17 protein-coding genes are annotated in these 17,700 nt (G+C 67.1%); 7 read left to right on the forward strand and 10 right to left on the reverse strand.

The features are described from left to right. Positions 1 to 24: 24 nt before the first annotated feature. A complete protein-coding gene (locus TL10_RS13515) occupies positions 25 to 420 on the reverse strand; it encodes a DUF2752 domain-containing protein (protein ID WP_043398412.1) in 396 nt (131 codons plus the stop codon). A 113-nt stretch (positions 421 to 533) separates the two neighbouring features. Here TL10_RS13515 and TL10_RS13520 point away from each other — a divergent pair, with 113 nt between their 5' ends. After that, complete coding sequence (locus tag TL10_RS13520; protein WP_043986022.1) at positions 534 to 1,688, forward strand: LLM class flavin-dependent oxidoreductase; 1,155 nt, start codon at positions 534 to 536, stop codon at positions 1,686 to 1,688. Positions 1,689 to 1,786: 98 nt separating this feature from the next. Here TL10_RS13520 and TL10_RS13525 read toward each other — a convergent pair whose 3' ends face one another. The 7 genes from TL10_RS13525 to TL10_RS13555 form a co-directional block, all read right to left on the reverse strand. Next, on the reverse strand, positions 1,787 to 2,407 hold the full coding sequence (locus TL10_RS13525; RefSeq protein ID WP_043986023.1) for a TetR/AcrR family transcriptional regulator: 621 nt from the start codon (positions 2,405 to 2,407) through the stop codon (positions 1,787 to 1,789). Between the two features lie 179 nt (positions 2,408 to 2,586). Next, entirely contained in the window at positions 2,587 to 4,257 is a 1,671-nt protein-coding gene (gene lgt, locus TL10_RS13530; RefSeq protein ID WP_043986024.1) for a prolipoprotein diacylglyceryl transferase, read from the reverse strand. Next, entirely contained in the window at positions 4,254 to 5,045 is a 792-nt protein-coding gene (trpA, locus tag TL10_RS13535) for a tryptophan synthase subunit alpha (protein ID WP_043398424.1), read from the reverse strand. Before trpA ends, lgt begins: the two co-directional genes overlap by 4 nt. Beyond that, positions 5,042 to 6,313, reverse strand: a complete 1,272-nt coding sequence (gene trpB, locus TL10_RS13540) for a tryptophan synthase subunit beta (RefSeq protein WP_043398427.1) — start codon at positions 6,311 to 6,313, stop codon at positions 5,042 to 5,044. Before trpB ends, trpA begins: the two co-directional genes overlap by 4 nt. Before the next feature lie 36 nt (positions 6,314 to 6,349). After that, positions 6,350 to 7,168 (reverse strand): indole-3-glycerol phosphate synthase TrpC, encoded by an 819-nt coding sequence (gene trpC, locus TL10_RS13545; protein WP_043398431.1) that lies wholly within the window; start codon positions 7,166 to 7,168, stop codon positions 6,350 to 6,352. 94 nt (positions 7,169 to 7,262) lie between these two features. Continuing rightward, the gene (locus tag TL10_RS13550; RefSeq protein ID WP_043398433.1) at positions 7,263 to 7,865 is read right to left on the reverse strand and encodes a TIGR02234 family membrane protein; all 603 of its coding nucleotides are present in this window, start codon (positions 7,863 to 7,865) and stop codon (positions 7,263 to 7,265) included. Continuing rightward, positions 7,862 to 9,367 carry an anthranilate synthase component I gene (locus TL10_RS13555; RefSeq protein WP_043398572.1) on the reverse strand — a complete coding sequence of 502 codons (1,506 nt, stop codon included), beginning with the start codon at positions 9,365 to 9,367 and terminating at the stop codon, positions 7,862 to 7,864. The genes TL10_RS13550 and TL10_RS13555 overlap by 4 nt, the downstream gene beginning before the upstream one ends. Positions 9,368 to 9,399: 32 nt before the next feature. Between TL10_RS13555 and TL10_RS13560 the strand changes: the two genes are divergently transcribed. Next, the gene (locus TL10_RS13560) at positions 9,400 to 9,855 is read left to right on the forward strand and encodes a peroxiredoxin (RefSeq protein ID WP_043398435.1); all 456 of its coding nucleotides are present in this window, start codon (positions 9,400 to 9,402) and stop codon (positions 9,853 to 9,855) included. On the opposite strand, the gene TL10_RS13565 is transcribed toward TL10_RS13560, so the two are convergent. Further along, positions 9,842 to 11,479, reverse strand: coding sequence for a 2-isopropylmalate synthase (locus TL10_RS13565; RefSeq protein WP_043398438.1), 1,638 nt, complete (start codon positions 11,477 to 11,479; stop codon positions 9,842 to 9,844). The two genes, TL10_RS13560 and TL10_RS13565, sit on opposite strands and share 14 nt — an antisense overlap. A 195-nt stretch (positions 11,480 to 11,674) precedes the next feature. On the opposite strand from TL10_RS13565, the gene TL10_RS13570 reads away from it, so the two are divergent. From TL10_RS13570 to TL10_RS13590, 5 genes are all read left to right on the forward strand, one after another. Continuing rightward, entirely contained in the window at positions 11,675 to 12,346 is a 672-nt protein-coding gene (locus TL10_RS13570; protein WP_043398440.1) for a FadR/GntR family transcriptional regulator, read from the forward strand. Further along, on the forward strand, positions 12,343 to 13,140 hold the full coding sequence (locus TL10_RS13575) for an ABC transporter ATP-binding protein (RefSeq protein WP_043398442.1): 798 nt from the start codon (positions 12,343 to 12,345) through the stop codon (positions 13,138 to 13,140). The genes TL10_RS13570 and TL10_RS13575 overlap by 4 nt, the downstream gene beginning before the upstream one ends. A gap of 295 nt (positions 13,141 to 13,435) precedes the next feature. Further along, positions 13,436 to 14,437 (forward strand): Rieske 2Fe-2S domain-containing protein, encoded by a 1,002-nt coding sequence (locus tag TL10_RS13580; protein ID WP_082067940.1) that lies wholly within the window; start codon positions 13,436 to 13,438, stop codon positions 14,435 to 14,437. Further along, positions 14,434 to 15,834 (forward strand): wax ester/triacylglycerol synthase domain-containing protein, encoded by a 1,401-nt coding sequence (locus TL10_RS13585; protein WP_043986027.1) that lies wholly within the window; start codon positions 14,434 to 14,436, stop codon positions 15,832 to 15,834. The genes TL10_RS13580 and TL10_RS13585 overlap by 4 nt, the downstream gene beginning before the upstream one ends. A 6-nt stretch (positions 15,835 to 15,840) precedes the next feature. Then, positions 15,841 to 16,809, forward strand: coding sequence for an LLM class flavin-dependent oxidoreductase (locus TL10_RS13590; protein WP_043986028.1), 969 nt, complete (start codon positions 15,841 to 15,843; stop codon positions 16,807 to 16,809). Here TL10_RS13590 and TL10_RS13595 read toward each other — a convergent pair. Beyond that, entirely contained in the window at positions 16,806 to 17,684 is an 879-nt protein-coding gene (locus TL10_RS13595; RefSeq protein WP_043986029.1) for an oxidoreductase, read from the reverse strand. The two genes, TL10_RS13590 and TL10_RS13595, sit on opposite strands and share 4 nt — an antisense overlap. Positions 17,685 to 17,700: the final 16 nt, after the last annotated feature.

Consider the following 17,700-nt stretch of genomic DNA (forward strand, 5'->3'; position numbering starts at 1 on the left):
CGACGTGGTGTCCGCGGCCGGCTGCTACGGCTGGCTGAACGTCGGCACCAGCGGGAATCCCGGCAGATTGCGGACCACCGTCCACACCACCATCGTCACCAGCGCGGTCACCAGCGGAGGCGCCACCGACAGCCGTCGTCGCCAGCACACGACCAGCCACGCCACCAGCAACGGCAATCCGACGAGCGCGAAGACGTTGTCGACCACCGCGGCCGAGAAGTCGCCGTGCAACACGTCGTGGGTCATGCGCAGCCCGCCGCACAGCGGACAGTTCCATCCGGTGAGCGCTTTGAACGGGCACGGGGGAAATCCGAATCCGGGCCGGTGCGGATCGGCCAGGCCGACGTACGTCAGCGCGGCCAGCGTCACGCCCCCGGTGCCGGCGACCGCCGCCACGCGCGCGACCCTGCCTGACGTCATCAGTCCATGATGCCCGGCCCGAACACTGATCGCCGATTTACGCCGTTCGGCTGATGCTCTGCGAGTCCCCGCAACGGACAGTGGACGGACCGACCAGGAGGGAGGGGTGGCGCATGGCCACCAAGACCGGATTTCGCGTCGGCACGTCGGATGTCATCCTGGCGGCCCGTCCCACCGTCGACGCCTTGACCCGAGCCAACTACCTCGGCGCGGTCGCAACCGGCGTCGACTCGTTCTGGGTACCCGACCACCTCAACCAACTCTTCCCCCGCTCGCTGTGGCAGCCGAAATACTGCGGCGTCACCAAGCTGATCCCGACGTTGGACGCCAGCTTGGAGCCGTGGACCATGTTGGGGCACATCGCCGCCCGCAATCGAGTCGGTCGACTGCGGCTCGGCGTGGGCGTGACCGACACCGGCCGGCGGAACCCCGCCGTCACCGCCCAAGCTGCCGCGACGCTGCACCTGCTCACCCGTGGGCGGGCAATCCTGGGCATCGGACCCGGAGAACGGGAAGGCAACGAACCGTACGGGGTGGACTGGTCAAAGCCGGTCGCCCGCTTCGAGGAAGCAATGGCCACAATCCGCGCGCTCTGGGATTCGGGCGGCGAACTGGTCAACCGCGACTCGCCGTATTTCCCTTTGCGCAACGCGGTATTCGAGCTACCGCCCTACCGTGGAAAGTGGCCCGAGATCTGGATCGCGGCCCATGGTCAACGCATGCTTCGCGCCGCTGGACGCTACGGTGACGCCTACTTTCCGGCATTCCCACACCGACCGAAGGACTATGCCCAGCGGCTGGAAGTCATTCGGACCGCAGCGTCAGACGCCGGGCGCGACCCCCTGACCGTCCTCCCTGCCGTCCTGCTGTTCGTGGTGACCGGCCGCAACAGGGACGACGTCGACGAGGCACTGGAATCAGAGATGCTCAAAACGTTCGCCCTCAACGCCAGCGATGAGGTGTTTGCCCGCCACGGTGCCGAACATCCCCTTGGGTCGGGCTTCTCCGGCGCGCAGGACATCCTGCCGCATGGCATTGACGAAGAAACGGCGCTATCCCACGTTGCCGCGGTCCCGCCGTCGCTGATGCGAGAAATTTTCCTCAATGGCACCCCGCACGAGGTCATCGAGCAGGCGGCGCAGTGGCGTGACTGCGGCGTCCGCTACCTGGTGGTGGCCCACGTCAGCTTCATGCAGCGCAGCCTGCGGAAAGGCCTGATCTCAATCCAGCCGTACAACCAGATCATCCGAGGACTCAAGAAGCTCTGATGGCGAGCGGACGTCGGTGACCCCTCGACACCGACGTTCGCCGCGAACCAGCGACAATATTGCCGTATTGTAATGGTTCGGGCAAACGCAGTGTGGGCTTATTGGCGCAACTGACCGTGCCGGATCAACTCATTCACCGAGTGTTCCCACCTGGCCAGTTCCGGGTCAGAGGTGAACGACGCGGGCAGATGCCGGTCCAGGTGCCGGCGCAAGACGATCGAGCCCAGTGTCAGGATCAATGGGTTCAGTCCGGCCCAGACCGGATCGAGGCCGTCCACCGCATCGCCGGACTCGACCATGCGCTCCCACCGCTCGATGCCACTGCGGGCCATGGCATCGAATAGCGCTATGCCACTGGGGGTTTCAGAGGCCACCGCCCTGCCGAGATAGTCCATGACCACCAGGTGCTCGGTGAGCAGACAGTGCACCGCCCTGCCGATCGCTTCCACCGAATCGGGACCCGGGCTCTTCAAAGCGGCGAACATGGTGCTGCTGATGAGGTTCATGGCCACGCCATCGACGGCTTTGATCAACCCGTCCTTGGTGCCGAAATGGTGCTGCACCAGCCCGACCGACACACCGGCGGTATCGGCCACCATCTGCAGCGTCGCATCCGACGTGCCCCGCTGCGCAAACACCTGCAGCGCAGCATTGAGGATGCGGTCCTGCCGAGACTGCTGCAGCTGCGCTCCGTCGGCTATGTCATCCACAGGGGACATCCAACCACCGCAAACACGAAAATGACCGGTGAGTCAGGAACATACCGATCGCATGAATGTCCAGCTTGCGCGCACTTTCGCAGCGGTAATAATGTGAGGCCCCCGTTGACCCTGCACCTACGGCGTCCGGCACTCGCACTTTCGCGCCCACACTTCAGGACCAACGACGAGGGCTGGCCTCAGCCCTGACGACGCCACCAACGACGACGAGGCGCCGGCGGCTCCCACACGGGAACCCCAACTGGCTCAACCTTTTCGGTGGCTGCCACCTTCGGCTCAGCTTCTTCGACCGGCTCATCGGCCGGTTCATCGTCGGAATCGGCTTCTTCGGCAGCCTCGTCGGCGACTTCTTCGGACTCATCTGCGCCGTCTTCGCCGTCGGCGTCAGCTTCGGGCTCTTCGTCGGCGGCAGGTTCGTCGGCGGAATCGGCTTCTTCGGCAGCCTCGTCGGCGTCCTCGTCGGCGTCCTCGCCGGAATCCTCAGCCGTTTCAGCCTCGACAGCTTCATCCTCCGCTACAACGTCCTCCGCGACCGCAGCGTCTTCGCTCTCGACCGCGTCAGAGTCGTCGGATTCTGCTGCCTCCGCCTCGGGATCCACTACCCCGGTCTCGTCGGCGGCTTCGTCCTCGTCGGCGGCCAGCTCTTCGGCCTCAGTGTCGGATTCGTCCTCGTCCTCGACCTCGTCGGCATCGACTGGCTTCTCGACGGATTCGTCGACAGATTCCTCTACGGCTGCCTCGGCGTCGGCTGCGTCCTCGTCGACCGCGTCTTCGGCTTCGTCAGCCGACTCCTCCGCGTCGACGGCCTGCTCTGCGAGAGCCACGGTTTCGTCGGGTTGGGTCTCGACGGCGTCGGCCTCGTCGGCGACTTCCTCGGCGTCGTCCTCGCCACCGACAGCAGCACCGGCCGCAACAGCCACCGGCACGGCCAACAATGCGCCCTCGGCCTCGACGTCGGCCTCAGCCTCGGCTTCGTCGGCATGACGGCCACCGAGCGTCGCCGGATCCTCACGGCCCCGCGGCGCCACCATCATGTAGACCACCGCACCGATGAACACGAACGTCGAGGTGAACGAGTTGACCCGGATACCGGCGATCAGCGTGGCGGTGTCGCTGCGCATCAACTCGACGCCGAAGCGGCCGACGCAGTAGGCGGCGACGTACAACGCGAACAGTCGGCCATGGCCCAACTTGAAGCGGCGATCAGCCCAGAGCAGCAAGAACAAAACCAGGAGGTTCCACAGCAATTCGTAGAGGAACGTCGGGTGCACGACGTCGTAGACCTGCCCGGTCGAAACCCCGTTGAGCAGGTGCGGATTGACCACACCGGAGCCATCGCTGCGCTGGAAGATCTGCAGACCCCACGGCAGATCGGTCGGCCGGCCGTAGAGCTCCTGGTTGAAGTAGTTGCCCAAGCGGCCGATGGCCTGGGCCAGGATCACCCCGGGCGCGACGGCATCGCCGAACGCGGGCAACGGAATTCCGTGCCGGCGGCAGCCGATCCACGCGCCGACGCCGCCGAGTGCGACCGCACCCCAGATGCCCAGACCGCCGTCCCAGATTCGGACGGCACCGGCGATGCCCGCGCCGCCCTCGGCGAAGTAGGTACGCCAATCGGTCATCAAGTGGTACAGGCGACCACCGACGAGACCGAACGGCACCGTCCACAGCGCGATGTCGTAGATGACGCCCTGTTCACCGCCGCGCGCGACCCACCGGCGATCGCCGATGATCAGCGCCGCGATGATGCCGGTGATGATGCAGAGCGCATACGCCCGGATCGGTACCGGCCCCAAGTGCCAGACGCCCTGGGCCGGACTCGGGATGTATGCCAGCAACGATGTGGTCACGCGGGAACTTTCTGTCGCACTCCGTGGGCCAGTTCTTCGGACAACGCTCGGACCGCGGGTATGCCGCCGTCACCGAGCGCCGACACGAGCGCCGAGCCGACGATGACGCCGTCGGCGTAGGCCGCGATCTCGGCGGCCTGTTCCCTCGAACGCACGCCGAGGCCGACACCCACCGGGATGTCTGACACGGCCCGCACGCGGGCCACCAATTCCGGCGCCATGTTCGATACCGCATCGCGCGCACCCGTCACGCCCATGGTCGACGCGGCGTACACGAACCCGCGCGAGGCGGCCGCCGTGGCAGCCAGCCGCTCGGGCGTGGACGACGGCGCCACCAGGAAGATGCGGTCCAGGTTGTGTGCGTCGGACACGCTGAACCACTCGTCGGCCTCGTCAGGAATGAGGTCGGGGGTGATCAGACCGAGGCCGCCGGCCGACGCCAGGTCGCGTGCGAAGGCGTCAACGCCCCAGCGCAGCACCGGATTCCAGTAGGTCATGACGACAGCGTGACCGCCGGCGTTGCTGATCGCCTCGACGGCCCGCAGCGCATCGCGGACCCGCACCCCGCCTTGCAGAGCGGTGTTGGTGGCGGCCGCGATAACCGGCCCGTCCATCCCGGGATCGGAGTACGCAACACCGACTTCGATGATGTCGCAACCGGATTCGGTCATGGCCACCATCGCGTCGATCGAGGTCTGCACGTCCGGGTAGCCGGTCGGCAGGTACCCGATCAGTGCCGAACGCCCTTCGGCCCGGCACGATTCGAACAGTCCAGCCAGTCGGCTCATGACGCTTCCCCAGTCTCGCCGTCCAGTAGCCCGAACCACTTCGCCGCCGTCTCGACGTCCTTGTCGCCGCGGCCGGACAGGTTCACCACGATCACTGAACCCGGACCCAGTTCGCTACCAAGTTTCAAAGCACCCGCCACCGCGTGCGCCGACTCGATCGCCGGGATGATGCCCTCGGTGCGGCACAACAAGCCGAACGCTTCCATGGCCTCGGTATCGGTCACCGGCCGGTATTCGGCGCGACCGGTGTCCTTGAGGTAGGCGTGCTCGGGGCCGACGCCCGGGTAGTCCAAACCGGCTGAGATGGAATGCGATTCGATCGTCTGGCCGTCCTCGTCCTGCAGCAGGTAGGAGAACGAACCCTGGAACGCACCCGGCGATCCGCCGGCGAAAGTGGCTGCGTGCCTTCCGGTTTCGACGCCGTCGCCGGCCGCTTCGAAACCGACCAGCCGCACGCCAGGGTCGTCGATGAAGGCGTGGAAGACGCCGATGGCGTTCGAGCCACCGCCGACGCACGCGGTCACCGCGTCGGGCAGCCGGCCGGCCTGCTCCTGAATCTGGACACGCGCCTCCATACCGATGACGCGCTGGAAGTCGCGCACCATGACAGGGAACGGATGCGGTCCCGCCGCGGTGCCGAAACAGTAGTAGGTGTCGTCCGCGTTGGTGACCCAGTCACGGAAGGCTTCGTTGATGGCGTCCTTGAGGGTCGCCGAGCCTGCCTCGACCGACACCACGGTGCCGCCGAGCAGCCGCATCCGGGCCACGTTCAGCGCCTGCCGGGCGGTGTCGACCGCACCCATGTAGACGACGCATTCGAGGCCGAGCAGCGCGCAGGCCGTCGCGGTCGCGACGCCGTGCTGGCCGGCGCCGGTCTCGGCGATCACGCGGGTCTTGCCCATGCGTTTGGCCAGCAGCGCCTGTCCGAGCACGTTGTTGATCTTGTGAGAACCGGTGTGGTTCAGGTCTTCTCGTTTGAGGAACAGCCGCGCACCGCCGGCGTGGTCGGACAGCCGGGTCGCTTCGTACAGCGGCGACGGCCGGCCGGTGTAGTGCTGCTGCAGCCGGTCGAGTTCGTCGAGGAAGGTCTGGTCGGTGCGGACCTTGTCGTAGGCCGCGGTGACTTCTTCGATGACCGCCATCAGCGCCTCGGGCACCAGACGCCCGCCATAGGCACCGAAGTGCCCTTTGGCGTCCGGGTCGTGGCTTGTGGCTTCGGCGACCGCGGCGCTCATCCGCGGCAATTCAGTACCAGTGCGATCAGACATCAGAACTCAACTGCTCTTTGCGCAGGAGCCCACAATTCAGCGGGCTGGTTTCGGGCAGGACGGGTGCGTGCCGGCAGTCACCAGGTCTGCGACGGCACTACGGGGATCACCGCTGGTCACCAGGCCTTCACCGACCAGGACTGCGTCGGCGCCGGCACCGGCGTAGGCCAGCAGATCGGCGGTGCCACGCACCCCCGACTCGGCGATCCGGATGACGTTGCTCGGCAGGCCGGGCGCGATGCGGGCAAAGCAGTCGCGGTCGACCTCGAGGGTCTTGAGGTCCCGGGCGTTGACGCCGATGACCTTGGCACCGGCCTGCAGGGCCCGGTCCGCTTCTTCTTCGGTGTGCACCTCGACCAGCGCCGTCATCCCGAGGGACTCGGTCCGGTCGATCATCGAGGTCAGCACCGACTGCTCCAGCGCGGCGACAATCAGCAGCAGCATGTCAGCGCCGTGGGCCCGGGCCTCGTGAATCTGGTACGGGGTGACGATGAAGTCCTTGCGCAGCACCGGAATCGACACCGCGGCGCGCACGGCGTCCAGGTCGGCCAGCGAACCGCTGAAGCGACGCTCCTCGGTCAGCACGCTGATCACCCGGGCACCGCCGGACTCGTACGCCTTGGCCAGCTTGGCGGGATCGTCGATCTGCGCCAACGCACCCTTGCTGGGGCTGGCGCGCTTGACCTCGGCGATGACGCCGATGCCCGGCTCACGCAGCGCGGCGAGTGCATCCTTGGCCGTCGGCGCCTTCTTGGCCCGCTCCTTGACCTCGGTCAGACTCAGCGCGGCTTCGCGGGCGGCAACATCAGCGCGAACTCCCTCGATGATGGAGTCGAGCACGGTCCCCGAAGTCATAACGCGTCGCCGTCCTTCCGTGCCGGTTCGGCAAGCCAGATGATCACCTCGAAGGGTAGTCGCCGGGGCGGCGCAGACTGCCACCGGGCCACGCTCATTTGGTCCCCCCGTCGTTCTGGGTCGGGTCATGCCCCTCGTCGAGGGCATCCCAGATCATCCGTTCGGACATGCCGTCGGCAGCTTCTTCCTGCACCGCTTCGCGGCGCGCGCCCGGCGCGGCGTATTTCGAGGTGGCCGGGGCGGTCGCGCCGCGACCTGCCGAACGCATCAGCAGCACCGCTCCGACCAGCGTCAATACGGCGGCTGCCAGCGTCACGCCCGCGCCCCAGTAGTGCCGCTGCGTCCCCACCAGGAACATGACCGCGATCTGCGCCATGTCGGCGGCGCGCACCGAGATGTCGGTGACCGCCCACAGGCTGATGGCCAGGTATCCCATCCCGGCGCTCGCGACGGCGACCAGCAGCGCCAGCAGCCGCAGCGCCCAGCCCCGCACGGCCAGCGCCGCCACCGCGGCAGCGGCGGCCAGCAGCGCCAGCGGGATGAGGGCCGTCGACCAGGCCGAGCCGGACAGCGTCGTCGCCTTCGGCTGGCCGAGCCCGTCGAACGACGACACGTCGACCCAGGGCAGCCGGGAGGCGCCCCACAGCATCAGCGCGGCGACGAGCAGCAGCACCTGAGCGGTGCGGGTGGTCCTCACGGCTCGCTCAGCGTCTCGGCGGCCGCGATGGCGGCCAGGACGGCCTTGGCCTTGTTGGACGACTCGTTGTATTCGTAGGGCCCGTTGGAGTCCGCCACGACGCCGCCACCGGCCTGCACGTAGGCGGTGCCGCCGCGCATCAGGGCGGTGCGGATCGCGATGGCGAAATCAGCGTTGCCGGCGAAGTCGAGGTACCCGAGCACGCCGCCGTACAGGCCACGTCGGGTCAACTCGACCTCTTCGATGAGCTCCATGGCCCGGACCTTCGGCGCCCCCGACAGTGTTCCGGCCGGGAAGCACGCGGTGACGGCGTCGAGCGCGGTCTTGTCGTCGGCAAGGTGGCCGGTGACGGTGGAGACCAGGTGCATGACGTGGCTGTAGCGCTCGATGTGGCTGTAGTCCTCGACGCGAACGGTTCCCGGACGGCACACGCGGCCCAGATCGTTGCGGCCGAGATCGACCAGCATCAGGTGTTCGGAGCGTTCCTTGTCGTCGGCCAACAGCTCCTTTTCCAGCAGGATGTCGTCCTCCTCGGTGGCGCCGCGCCACCGCGTGCCGGCGATCGGGTGCGTGGTCGCCACCCCGTCCTTCACCGTGACGAGTGCCTCCGGGCTGGAGCCGACGACCGAGAAGTCAAGTCCACCTTCGGCATTGGGCACGTTGAGCAGATACATGTACGGGCTCGGGTTGGTCACCCGCAGCACCCGGTAGACGTCGATCGGATCGGCGTCGGTGTCCAGCTCGAACCGCTGCGACGGCACCACCTGGAACGCTTCGCCGGCCTCGATGTCGCCGACCAGCTTCTCGACGATGGCCGTGTACTCCTCGACCGTGCGCTGCTGGCGCGGCTGCGGCTGCGGGCGGCTGAAGACGGCGATGCTCGAGGGCAGCGGCTCCCCCAGCGCCTTGGTCATGACATCGAGGCGGGCGACGGCATCGTCGTAGGCCCAGTCGACACGCTCGTCGGTGCCGTTCCAGTTGACCGCGTTGGCGATGAGCGTGATGGTGCCCTCGTGATGGTCGACGGCAGCGATGTCCGTGGCCAGCAGCAGCACCATGTCGGGCAGCTTGAGGTCGTCTTTCGCAAGTTCAGGGAGCCGCTCCAGCCGGCGCACCATGTCGTAGGCGAAGTACCCGACCAGCCCGCTCGACAACGGCGGCAGCCCCGGCACGGGTGCGGTCTGCAGCAGGGCCAGGGTGTCGCGCACCGCCTGCAGCGGATCACCGCCGCTGGGTGCGTCCTGCGGCGTGCTGCCGAGCCAGGCCGCTTCACCGTCCCGCACGGTCAGCGCCGACGGAGCACCCGCGCCGATGAATGACCATCGCGACCAGGACCGCCCGTTCTCCGCAGATTCCAGCAGGAACGTGCCTGGACGGTTGGCGGCCAGCTTGCGGTAGGCCGACAACGGGGTCTCGCTGTCGGCGAGAACCTTGCGGGTCACCGGTACCACTCGGTGCTCGGCGGCCAGGGCCCGGAATTCCTCACGTGAGGTCGTCTTCACGCGGCAATCCTCCCAGAAGTAGCGTGGCACCTATGAAACGTGGTGACCGGGTTGCCGAGTTCAATCTCCCCGACCAGACCGGGACCGTCCGCAGCCTTTCCGAACTACTGGCCTCTGGGCCGATCGTGCTGTTCTTCTATCCGGCGGCGATGACGCCGGGCTGCACCATGGAGGCCTGCCACTTCCGCGACCTGGCCGCCGAGTTCGCGGCCGTCGGTGCGTCCCGGGTCGGGATCAGCATGGACGCGGTGGAAAAGCAGGACAAATTCGCCGAGAAGCACAGCTTCGACTACCCGCTGCTGTCGGACAGCGCCGGTGTGGTGGCCGAGGCATTCGGTGTGAAACGTGGTCTGCTCGGCAAGCTGATGCCGGTCAAGCGGACCACGTTCGTCATCGACACCGACCGCAGGGTGCTCGAGGTGATCGCGTCTGAGATCAGCATGGATTCCCATGCCGACAAGGCGCTCGAGGTGCTCAGGGCGCGTTAGCCGCCCGGATCACCGCCGCCAGTGACGCGGTGAGCACCGAATCGCTGCGGCCGCAGGCCCAGCCGCCGCGGTGTTCCAGGTAGGTGACCGCGGTGGCGCCGACCGACTGCTGGGTGAGGCTCAGAATCTCGACCGGCCGGTCCACGTCGGCCAGCGCCTGGGTCAGCGCTTCGACCGGCCCGACACCGCGATGCGTGCTGGTGTGCGCCGCCCCGTTCACGCTCAGCGTGATCTCGGTGGTCTCGTCGCTGCTCGTGTGCCAGTCCTTGAGTTCGACCGGACCGCCGGAACCCAGATAGGTGGACTCGAACAGGTCGTACAGCTCGGTCGCGGTCACCTCGACGCCACTGCCATCGGTGTGGGCCTGCACATGCCGGGCGAAGTCGATCTGCAGCCGTCGCGGCAGGTCCAGTCCGTATCCGGTGTGCAGCAGGTAGGCGATGCCGCCCTTGCCGGACTGTGAATTGACCCGGATGACGGCGTCGTAGCTGCGCCCGATGTCGGCCGGGTCGATGGGCAGATACGGCACCCGCCAATCGATTTCGCGCTCCTCACGGCTCTGGGCGGTGGCCCGGGCGCGATGTTCGGCCAGGCCCTTCTTGATCGCGTCCTGATGGGTACCCGAGAACGCCGTGTGCACCAGGTCGCCCACGTACGGATGCCGCTCGTGGATCGGCATCCGGGTGCAGTGCGACACGGTGCGAGCGATCGCGTCGATGTCAGAGAAGTCGATCATCGGGTCGACGCCCTGGGCATACAGATTCAGTGCCAGGGTGGCGATATCGACATTGCCGGTGCGCTCACCGTTGCCGAAGACGCAGCCTTCCACGCGCTGCGCGCCGGCCAGGACGGCCAATTCGGCACAGGCCACCCCGGTCCCCCGGTCGTTGTGGGGGTGCACAGACAGGATCACCGCGTCGCGGCGGGCCAGGTTCCGGTGCATGTACTCGATCTGATCGGCGTACACATTCGGCGTCGCCACCTCCACGGTGGCAGGCAGATTCAGGATCACCGGCCGCTCTACGGTGGCGTCCCACAGCTGTGTCACGGCGTCGCAGATTTCCAGCACATAGTCGGGTTCGGTGAGGTTGAACACCTCCGGGGAGAACTGGAATCGGATGTTCGGCAGATCGTCGGTCAACGTCAGCACGTCGAGTGCGCCGTGCAGGATCAGACTGCGCAACTCGTCACGGTCTTTGCCCAGCACGGTATTTCGCCATGCGGGCGCGGTCGCGGTGTACATGTGGATGACGACCTCGTTGCGCATACCCCGCACCGACTCGACGGTGCGCTCGATCAGGTCGCGGCGGGCCGGGGTGAACACCACGATGGTGACATCCGCCGGCGCGATATCGGTTTCGGCCAGCAGCCGGACGAAGTCGAAGTCGGTCTGTGAGGCAGACGGGTAGCCGACCTCGATCTCCTTGTAGCCGATGGCGACGAGCTGCTCGAAGAATTGGCGCTTGCGGTCCGGGTCCATCGGCTCGGCCAGGGCTTGGTTGCCGTCACGCAGGTCGACGGGCACCCAGAGCGGTGCGGTGGTGATGCGGTTGCTCGGCCAATCTCGTTGGGCGGCAGGAATGTCCACACGGTTGAAGACATCGGTGTAACGGTGCCACGGCATGCGTGACGGTTGTTGACGGTTCCAGGAAGTGCTCATCAGTGGTCTGCTTTCGGTCAAGTATCGAAGTGACCGGTCGCGACAGAGCCCCACGGCAGGGGACCGGTCGTGTCAGACCCCGCCGCGGCAGCCAAGCAGAAGCACGCGCGTCATGATGGCTAGACTATACACAACTCCTCAGACAAGTAGAGAGGTCGCATGGTCGCGCAAGTATCGCGTCAACCTCTGGCAGCACAAGCCGCACAGCTGCTACTGACGCGCATCAAAGATGGTGAATGGCCACTGGGACAACGCCTTCCGGGCGAGACGACGTTGGCCGCACAGCTCGGCGTGGGCCGCTCCACCCTGCGCGAAGCCATCCGGGAATTGGCCGGCAAAGGCGTCCTCGACAGCCGTCAGGGCGCCGGCGTCTTCGTCACCGCCCTCGACGTCACTGACGACTGGGACACCGTGCTGCGCAGCGCGAACGTCGCGTCGGTGATCGAAGCGCGCATCGCCATCGAGGCCGAGGGCGCGGCCCTGGCCGCGACTCGCCGGACCCCGGCTGACCTGCGCACCATCCGCCGCACCCTGGCAGCCCGCGGCGTCACCGGCCAGTCGGTGCCCGAACACGTGGACGCCGACATGGCATTTCACCGCGCCGTGATCACCGCGGCCCACAACGACGTACTGACCCAGCTGTTCGACGCGTTCCTCCCCCGGCTGCGGCTCGCCATGATCGACATGCTCAAGATCCGCCCGATCAAATCAGAGCCTTGCGACCACGCCCTGCATCAGCAGCTCGCCGACGCCATCGCCGCGCGCGATCCCGATGCCGCGGCCGCCGCCAGCCGCACCCACCTGAGCACCCTGAAGGAATCATTCTCATGACACCCGTGCTGGAACTCGACAACGTGACGTTCCGCCGTGAAGGCAAACAGATCATCGACGGCATCTCGCTGACGGTGCGGGAAGGCGAACACTGGGCGCTGCTCGGCCCCAACGGCGCCGGCAAGAGCACGCTGCTCGGCTTCTGCGGCGCGGTGACGTTCCCGACGTCGGGCACGGTGCGGGTGCTGGGCGCGCAGATGGGCCGCACCGACCTGGCACCGCTGCGGCGGTCCATCGGCCACGTCAATCCCCGACATCGGCTGCAGTACCCGCTGACGGTGAGAGAGGTGGTGCTGACCGGCGTCACCGGCACCATCGACATCGCGGCCCGCTGGACGCCGACTGCCGAAGACATCGCACGCGCCGACGAGTTGATCGGCACCGTGGGGCTGACCCACCGCGCCGACGCGGTGTGGCCGACCCTGTCGCAGGGCGAGCGAGGCAGAACGCTCATCGCCCGCGCACTGATCGCCGAGCCACGACTGCTGCTGCTCGACGAACCGACCACCGGCCTGGACGTGGCCGCGCGTGAACAACTGCTGGAAACCCTTGACACGCTGGAGCATTCACACCCGGAGATGGCCTCGATCCTGGTGACACATCACCTCGAGGAACTGCCGACGTCCACGTCCCACGCCCTGCTGATCTCCGGCGGCCGCACCGTCGCCGCGGGTCCGTCGGTCGCGACCGTGACGACCGATCATGTGACGGAGGCCTTTTCACATCCGGTCGAGGTCGGCTACGACCACGGCCGTTGGTCCGCCCGGGCAAAGGCCGGCCGGATCACCGCCTAACACAATAGCCGGACCCTGTCCGGTTATTAGCAGTATTACTGCCCAGTACCTCGCCTCCAGTCGTTAATTTACGTGCACGACAGAGTCTTTCGGTTCACTTGCGACAGTCGTTCGACTAGTGGTCTACTGCGAACTAGAACATGTTCTATTAGCTACCCACAACGACGTGGACGCGGGAACGTAGTCGGGGACATCTACGGACACGTGCGGGGTTGCCGCATGTCTTTCGCCGGCGCCGTCGCCGCATCAGCTGTTTCGGATTCGACTCCACCGCGCGGACAGCGAAAGGGCATCGATGACCTCAACGACGGAAGTGACCAGCCTCGGCCGGGCCGGCGACGCGTTCCCGCCGTACCCGTACAGCTGGTATGCAGTGGCGTTTGCCCACGAACTCAGGCCCGGAAAGGTACTCACGCGGCGCTTTCTCGACGGCGAGATCATCGTCTTCCAGACCGCGTCCGGCGAGTTATCCGCCGCAGAACCCTACTGCCCGCATCTGGGCGCACACATCGGAAAACGCGGCTGGGTCGACGGCGAGGCCGTGGTCTGCCCGTTCCACGAGTTCAGGTTCGCCCCGTCGGGCACGTGTATCTCGACGCCGACCGGGGAGCCGCCGCGTGGCGCGGTGCTCAAGACGCTGCCCGTCCGCAATCACCTGGGCATGATCATGGTCTACCACGGCCCACCGGGACAGCAGCCCGCATTCGAGCTCGACCTGCCCGCGGCCGATGCGGACTGGCACCCGATCGCGACCAAGAAGTTGCATTTCAAGACCCATCCGCAGGAAGTCAACGAAAATGGTTTGGACCACGCGCATTTCGCGACCATCCACAAGTTCCGCGACTTCGTCGTCCCCAAGCCGATGGAGATCGACGGCCCCCGGATCTACACCGAATACGGTGGCACCAAACCCATTCCGGTGATCGGTGGCATCAGCTTCCACTTCAAATCGGTTCTGGTCGGCCTCGGCTTCTCCCTGGTGGAGATCGCCATCCAGGGCGGGCTCACCGTCCGCCAGATGGTGCTGCCCACGCCGGTCGCCGAACGCAACGTCGACATCTACATCGGCATCGCCGCCAAAAGGCATGTGCGGAACCGGTTCTTGCGTGCCCTGCTGGCGCCGGTCGAACGCCTGGCGGGCTGGATCGTGCTGCAGGTCGTCGGGTACGAGGTACAGCGGGACCAGCTCATCTGGGACGACAAGGTGTATCTCGAGCATCCCAAGCTGACCCCGGGCGACGGGCCGATCGGCAAGTACCGCCACTGGGTTCGGCAGTTCTACACCCCGGCGGCATGAGCTCCGCGATGCCCCGCGCCGAGCGAGTCAGCGGAATGGACGCCTGGCAGCTCTACCAGGAGACCGGGCTGCAGGTCGGCAATGGCATGTCGCTCATCCTCGTCGACCGCAGTTCGGTGATCGGCAACCTCCGGGACTACGTGGTATCGGCCCTGCAGAATCGCATGCACCTGATGCCGGCCTACCGCAAGGTGCTCTACGACCCGTGGTTCAACCTGGACCGGCCCATGCTGGTGGCCCGGCCGCAGATCGACGTCTCGGCCCACGTCACAGCGCTGCCGATGCCCGAACCGGGTGGCGCGGTCGGGGCCGCCAAAGCACTGGCCGCAGTCCGTGCCAGGCATCTGGATCGCCGAGAACCCCTGTGGCACATGTACGTCCTGGAGGACGACGACACCGAGCACGCGTACCTGATCTCGGTGGTGCACCATCTGCTGGTCGATGGCGACTCGGCGATCGAGGTCACCGGCTGCCTGATGACCCCGGGGGATCTGAGCGGCCGGCCCGCCAAGGCCGTCCCCGAGTCGTCGACGTTTCCAGCACGGCCGACGACGATCGTGCGCGATGCCGTTGCGCGCAAAGCTGAACGCCTGCGCCGACTCCCCCGACTGGTGGCGACTTCGGCGCGGATCATGCGCGACAAGTGGGCCGCCCGCCACCTCGACGTGAAAGCGCCCAAGACAGCGCTGAATTGCTCGCTGTCGGGCACGTCGAGCGCCGCCGTGGCCGTCCTGCCGCTCGAGGACCTACAGACAGTGGCCCAGCGGTATTCGGTCACCATCAACCACATTCTGCTCAGCTGCGTCGGATCGGCCTTGGACAACGTGCTGCACTGGAAGGGGCAGCGCCCGCAACAGCCGTTGGTCGCGGCCGTGCCCTACGCGATGCGCACGGCCGACACCTCCGACTACGTCACCGATGGCGTCGGCACCACGACAGTGCTGCGGGTCAACCTGAACACGACGGTGACGGATCCGGTGCGGCGCCTACTCGCCGTCGCCGAACACGCCAGGGCGGTCAAGGCGGTCCAGGAACAGCGGGGCGTCAACCTGTTTCGGCAATGGAACGAATACGCGCCCGGCCGCGCCGTCAACCTGCTGTTCCGGACCATCGAGCGGTTCGGTCTGGCCGAACGGATTTCGTGGCCATGCAACGTCATCGTGTCCAACGCCAGCGGCATCGCGGTCGACGATCCGGTATTCCTCAACCTGCCGGCGCTGCGCTTCCATCCGGCGGGACCGCTGTACCACGGCATGGGGCCCAGCGTCATCGCCATGTCCTGGAACAACAATCTGTGTCTGTCGGTGACGGCAGACTCCCGGCACGTCGCCGACGCCGCCGCCATCACCGCCGGGATCGAGTCCGAGCTCGCGACCCTGTTGGCCTCGGCGAGTTAGGGTTCCGTGTTCACCCTGCGGTTCGACATGCGGGCCCCGGCCGGTGGCGCGCCGGCGTCGTCGCTGTATCCCGCCGCGCTCGACATGGCCGCGTGGGCCGAATCCCGCGGCCTGCTCCTGCTGGTCGTGTCCGAGCATCATGCCGCCGAAGACGGCTACCTGCCGAGCCCGTTGCCGATGGCCGCCGCGCTCGCCGCCCGCACCACCTCGGTACCCATCGCGGTGAGCGCCCTGATCCTGCCGCTGTACAACCCGGTGCGATTGGCCGAGGACATCGCCGTGCTGGACCACCTCAGCGGCGGACGGATTTCGTACACACTGGGAGTGGGCTACCGGCCCGAGGAGTTCGAATCGCTCGGAGTGGACTATCACCGCCGCGGAGAACTGGCCGAGCACCACCTGACCGTGTTACTGAAAGCCCTTGACGGAGAACGCTTCCTCGACAGCGAACGGGGTGTCCTGGTCCGTCCGGCACCCGAGCGCAAGGTGCGCCTGTCCTACGGCGGCGGCACCCCGCGGGCCGCGCGGCGCGCAGCCCGGTACGGGTTGGGTTTCAACGCCCAGAACAATCTGCCGGAGCTGGCGGAGGCGTACCACGACGAGTGCACCAGGCGGGGCCGCGTACCCGGCCGGATGCAGCAGCCGCGGCCCGGGTTCCCGACGACGGTCTTCGTGGCCGACGACGTGGACCGGGCCTGGGACGAGATCGGGCCGTACCTGCTCCACGACGCGATGACATACGCCGACGGCCATCACGATCCCCACATCGTCAGCCTGTCCACCGCGCAGACCATCGACGCACTGCGCGCCGAAAACGGCAGTCACCGAATCTATTCGGTGGAGCAGGCGATCGAGGCCATCGCCCGGGACGGCGTCCTGTCCCTGCACCCGCTCTGTGGTGGCCTACCGCCGGATCTCGCCTGGCCGTACCTGCACCGCGTCGTGGACGAGGTCATGCCCGCCGTGCCGCGCTAAAACCGCACGCCGGTCAGGGATTCCGCGGATTCCCACAGCCGGCCCGCAACGAGCGGGTCGCGCGCGACAGCAGCCAGGTCGACCTTGACCGGCGCGCCTGTAGTTTGCAGACGGCCACTGGGCCCGTAGCAGTCACCGGCAGCGGCGGCCGCGTCAGTTGCCGCCCGCAAAATCGGCAGTGCCCCGGCGTCGGCGTCCTGGACGAACCACGACGTCGAGAACCGCAGCCGCGGGTGATACGCCAGCTTCTGCCAGCCCTGGTCGCGCAGAATCCCGGTACGCGCACTGCCGGGGTGCGCCGCCAGACACATGGCCTGGTGTCGCCGGTTGAACTCGGACATGAACAGCAACTGTGCCAATTTCGAATTGGCGTAGGCCTTCGCGCTGCGGAACTTCCTGCGGCTCTGCAGATCATCGAAATTGATGACACCACGGCGGTGGGTCAGGCTGGTCACCATCACGATGCGGTCGGCTCGGTCGTGCAACAGTCCCGTCAGGGCGAAGTGACCGAGGAAGTTCACCCCGAAATCGCCCTCGAAACCGTCCTTGGTCTCGGTGCGCACGGGATGCATGACGCCGGCGTTGTTGATCAGCAGGTCGATTCGGCGGTGCCGCTGACGGAGGCTCTCGGCGCAGCGCCGCACCGACGCCAGGTCTGCCAGGTCCAGTGCGACGAATTCGGTTGTCGCGCCGGGCAGTGCGGCCTGTATCTCACGAGCCGCGTCAGCGTTGCGGCACGCCAGGACCACCGTCGCGCCGAGCCCTGCCAGGCCTTTGGCGATCTCCACGCCGATGCCGCTGTTCGCCCCGGTGACCACCGCGACGCGCCCGTCCTGACGGCTCGCGTCCGCCAGGGTCCAAGGTGCGCTCGTCATATTCGTTGCAGCGTAG

Source organism: Mycolicibacterium llatzerense (assembly GCF_000878195.1).
GTDB classification, from domain to species: Bacteria; Actinomycetota; Actinomycetes; order Mycobacteriales; family Mycobacteriaceae; genus Mycobacterium; species Mycobacterium llatzerense.

What these genes read in the sequence shown, in the direction of transcription:
- TL10_RS13580 (WP_082067940.1), top strand. Translation starts at nt 13,436, where the DNA reads ATGACCTCAACGACGGAAGTGACCAGCCTCGGCCGGGCCGGCGACGCG.
- TL10_RS13515 (WP_043398412.1), bottom strand. Translation starts at nt 420, where the DNA reads ATGACGTCAGGCAGGGTCGCGCGCGTGGCGGCGGTCGCCGGCACCGGG.
- trpC (WP_043398431.1), bottom strand. Translation starts at nt 7,168, where the DNA reads ATGACTTCGGGGACCGTGCTCGACTCCATCATCGAGGGAGTTCGCGCT.
- trpA (WP_043398424.1), bottom strand. Translation starts at nt 5,045, where the DNA reads ATGAGCCGACTGGCTGGACTGTTCGAATCGTGCCGGGCCGAAGGGCGT.
- TL10_RS13595 (WP_043986029.1), bottom strand. Translation starts at nt 17,684, where the DNA reads ATGACGAGCGCACCTTGGACCCTGGCGGACGCGAGCCGTCAGGACGGG.
- TL10_RS13570 (WP_043398440.1), top strand. Translation starts at nt 11,675, where the DNA reads ATGGTCGCGCAAGTATCGCGTCAACCTCTGGCAGCACAAGCCGCACAG.
- TL10_RS13565 (WP_043398438.1), bottom strand. Translation starts at nt 11,479, where the DNA reads ATGCCGTGGCACCGTTACACCGATGTCTTCAACCGTGTGGACATTCCT.
- TL10_RS13585 (WP_043986027.1), top strand. Translation starts at nt 14,434, where the DNA reads ATGAGCTCCGCGATGCCCCGCGCCGAGCGAGTCAGCGGAATGGACGCC.
- TL10_RS13520 (WP_043986022.1), top strand. Translation starts at nt 534, where the DNA reads ATGGCCACCAAGACCGGATTTCGCGTCGGCACGTCGGATGTCATCCTG.
- TL10_RS13575 (WP_043398442.1), top strand. Translation starts at nt 12,343, where the DNA reads ATGACACCCGTGCTGGAACTCGACAACGTGACGTTCCGCCGTGAAGGC.
- trpB (WP_043398427.1), bottom strand. Translation starts at nt 6,313, where the DNA reads ATGTCTGATCGCACTGGTACTGAATTGCCGCGGATGAGCGCCGCGGTC.
- TL10_RS13525 (WP_043986023.1), bottom strand. Translation starts at nt 2,407, where the DNA reads ATGTCCCCTGTGGATGACATAGCCGACGGAGCGCAGCTGCAGCAGTCT.
- TL10_RS13560 (WP_043398435.1), top strand. Translation starts at nt 9,400, where the DNA reads ATGAAACGTGGTGACCGGGTTGCCGAGTTCAATCTCCCCGACCAGACC.